Origin of the sequence: Myroides injenensis M09-0166 (assembly GCF_000246945.1) — a bacterium.
GTDB classification, from domain to species: Bacteria; Bacteroidota; Bacteroidia; order Flavobacteriales; family Flavobacteriaceae; genus Flavobacterium; species Flavobacterium injenense.
Map to the genome: position 1 here is coordinate 1 of NZ_BAEX01000145.1, position 3,268 is coordinate 3,268.

Genomic DNA, 3,268 nt, shown 5'->3' on the forward strand with positions numbered 1-3,268 from the left:
ACACGTAGTATAACTGATATTTCTAACTGATATTTCTAACTGATATTTCTAACTGATATTTCTAACTGATATTTCTAACTGATATTTCTAACTGATATTTCTAACTGATATTTCTAACTGATATTTCTAACTGATATTCTTAATACACCTGTTCTAATATTTACAAAAATATCCAAAAACAAGATTAATTATTTTCATCATAATAGGTATATATGCTATCTTATTATATTGCTAATAATTTCATATTCCCTCTCTAGAGAGTCAGATCAATAAAGTATTCTATAGTAGATTAACTTTTAAATAAAGTTTTAAAGTATTACTACACCTAATTAATTTAACTAATACTTCAAGTATACAATCTAATATAAATAATTAGCTAACTCTTTGATATTATATTGAAAAGCTATGGTCATCTAATCTTACTTATCAAGTGTTTTTTATACTAAAAAAGGGGAATGTTCCACGTGGAACATTCCCCTTTATAAATATAATATTCTACCAAACTATCGTCCCATATGTATTAAAAGGATTGAAATATCTGTAGGCGTAACACCACTAATGCGTGATGCCTGTGATATAGTAACTGGTCTAATCTTTTTAAGTTTTTCTTTTGATTCAAATGACAAAGAAACTATTTTATCATAATCAAAATTATCAGGAATACGTACATCTTCTAAACGAGTAAGCTTATCAGCATTGTTCTTTTCCTTCTCTATGTAACCAGAATACTTAACTTGTATCTCGGCTTGTTCAATAATTTCTTGATCTAAATTGTGGTTTTCAATATACTCTTTAACTTTCTTAAAACGCAAAATATCATCTAAATCAATCTGTGGACGTGAAAAAACTTTAAACATTTTATCAGGTTGATTCATTAAAGACGAACCTTTTTCTTCTAAAATAGGATTTGCTTCATCAAGTTTTACACTCGTCTCTTTAAAAAATTCAACGAATTTTTCTGACTCATCACGTTTTAATTCCATACGTTTTAATCTCTCTTCAGAAGCTAAACCTAACTCAAATGACTTAGGAGTTAAACGAAAATCAGCATTATCTTGACGTAATAATGTTCGATACTCTGCTCTAGAAGTAAACATACGGTATGGCTCTTCAGTCCCTTTCGTAATCAAATCATCTATCAATACTCCTATATATGCTTCATCTCTTCTCAAAATAAAAGGATCTTTTTCTTGAACTTTTAAGTGCGCATTCATTCCTGCTATTAACCCTTGAGAAGCTGCTTCTTCATATCCAGTAGTTCCATTTATCTGTCCAGCGAAGAATAATCCATCTACTAATTTAGTTTCCAAAGTATGTTTTAATTGAGTAGGTGGAAAATAATCGTACTCAATTGCATAGCCAGGTCTGAATATTTTAGCATTCTCAAAACCTGCTACAGAACGTAAAGCTTTAAATTGAATGTCTTCTGGCAAAGAAGTTGAGAAACCATTTACATAAATCTCACAAGTATTCCATCCCTCAGGTTCAACAAAAATTTGATGTCTTTCTTTATCAGCAAAACGATTAATCTTATCTTCAATAGAAGGACAATAGCGAGGACCTATACTTTTTATTCTACCTGTAAACATAGGTGAACGGTCAAAACCTTCTCTCAATAAATCATGAACTAACGGAGAAGTATAAGTCATATAACAATCTCTTTGCTCCTTTAATGGAGTAGTAACATCCATATATGAAAACTTAGCAGGATTATTATCTCCTGGTTGAGGTTCCATTTTACTATAATCTAATGATCGTCCATCTACTCGTGGCGGTGTACCAGTTTTCATTCTTCCTGCAGTAAAACCAGCACGCACTAAATCCTCTGTGATACCATAAGCAGCAGACTCTCCAGCTCTACCCCCACCGAATTGTTTCTCTCCGATATGAATAAGACCGTTTAAAAAAGTACCGTTTGTAAGGATAACAGTTTTACCCTTTATTTCTAAACCAAGACTAGTTACTACACCTTCAACCTTATTATTCTTAATTAAAAGTGATTTTACCATATCTTGATAAAAATCTAAATTAGGAGTCCCCTCTAACATTAATCTCCAAGTTTCTGAAAAACGCATACGATCAGACTGTACACGTGGAGACCACATGGCAGGACCTTTAGATTTATTCAACATTTTAAATTGAATAGCAGTTTTATCAGAAACAATACCAGAATATCCACCCAGGGCATCAATCTCTCTTACAATTTGTCCTTTTGCAATCCCCCCCATAGCAGGATTACAAGACATTTGCGCAATATTTTGAAGACTCATTGTAATTAATAAAGTCTTAGATCCCATATTTGCAGCGGCAGCGGCAGCTTCAGAACCAGCATGGCCACCTCCTACAACTATAACATCATATACATCTTGAAATAAACTCATTTCTTGAAATAAAACGTTAAAAAAATTGTTTTTTACGATTATTGTTCCACGTGGAACAATCTCATTTTCTCTTCCTCTTTAGAACGCATAATACGTTCATCCTCATCACTTTTATCTTTATAACCACAATAATGTAGCACACCGTGAGCCATAACTCTTAATAATTCAACGTCAAAATCAACTTTAAAAAAAGCGGCATTCTCACGTACACGTTCAATTGATAAAAATATATCACCTGATACAACATCACCCTCACAATAATCAAAGCTAATAATATCAGTAAAAGTATCATGATCTAGATATTGTACATTAATTTTATGCAGATATTCATCATTACAAAAAATATAACTTATATCTCCTAGTTCCAATCCCTCCGAATTAACTATTTCTTCAATCCAAGCAGCGTATTTATCTTCATTATCTAATTGATAATCAGATTCATAGTTAAATATAATCATATATAAATTTATATTAAAAAATATAATACCTGCAAAGGTACAATGAAAATTAAAACTGAAACTTAGAAAATACCTAAAAAATGGTATTATTTAACAATAAAATAAAAATACTATCCTATTATTTAAGGACTTAGGACAAAAAAAGACTCTTCTATTTTCATATTTAAAACTAGCAGAATAACCTATAGGATATATATAATGCAGAAAAAAGAATAAAAAACACCCTCCCTATTTGCGATAAACAAAAAATACAAGCAGAAATAATCAAATATTCAAATCACAGCAAGAATAAAAAACACCCTCCCTATTTACGATAATCAAAAATTATCAGAAGGATTAAACGAATACGCAAATCACAGCAAGTATAAAAAACTCCAACCCTATCTGCAATAAACGAAAATTATCAGAAGGACTAAACGAATACGCAAA

General features: G+C 30.8%; 2 protein-coding genes. Both read right to left on the bottom strand.

Annotated features, from left to right (window positions below):
- Positions 1 to 503: 503 nt before the first annotated feature.
- Positions 504 to 2,381, bottom strand: coding sequence for a tRNA uridine-5-carboxymethylaminomethyl(34) synthesis enzyme MnmG (gene mnmG, locus RH98_RS14805; protein ID WP_010257277.1), 1,878 nt, complete (start codon positions 2,379 to 2,381; stop codon positions 504 to 506).
- 38 nt (positions 2,382 to 2,419) lie between these two features.
- Positions 2,420 to 2,839, bottom strand: coding sequence for an rRNA maturation RNase YbeY (gene ybeY / locus RH98_RS14810; RefSeq protein WP_010257280.1), 420 nt, complete (start codon positions 2,837 to 2,839; stop codon positions 2,420 to 2,422).
- Between the last annotated feature and the right edge of the window lie 429 nt (positions 2,840 to 3,268).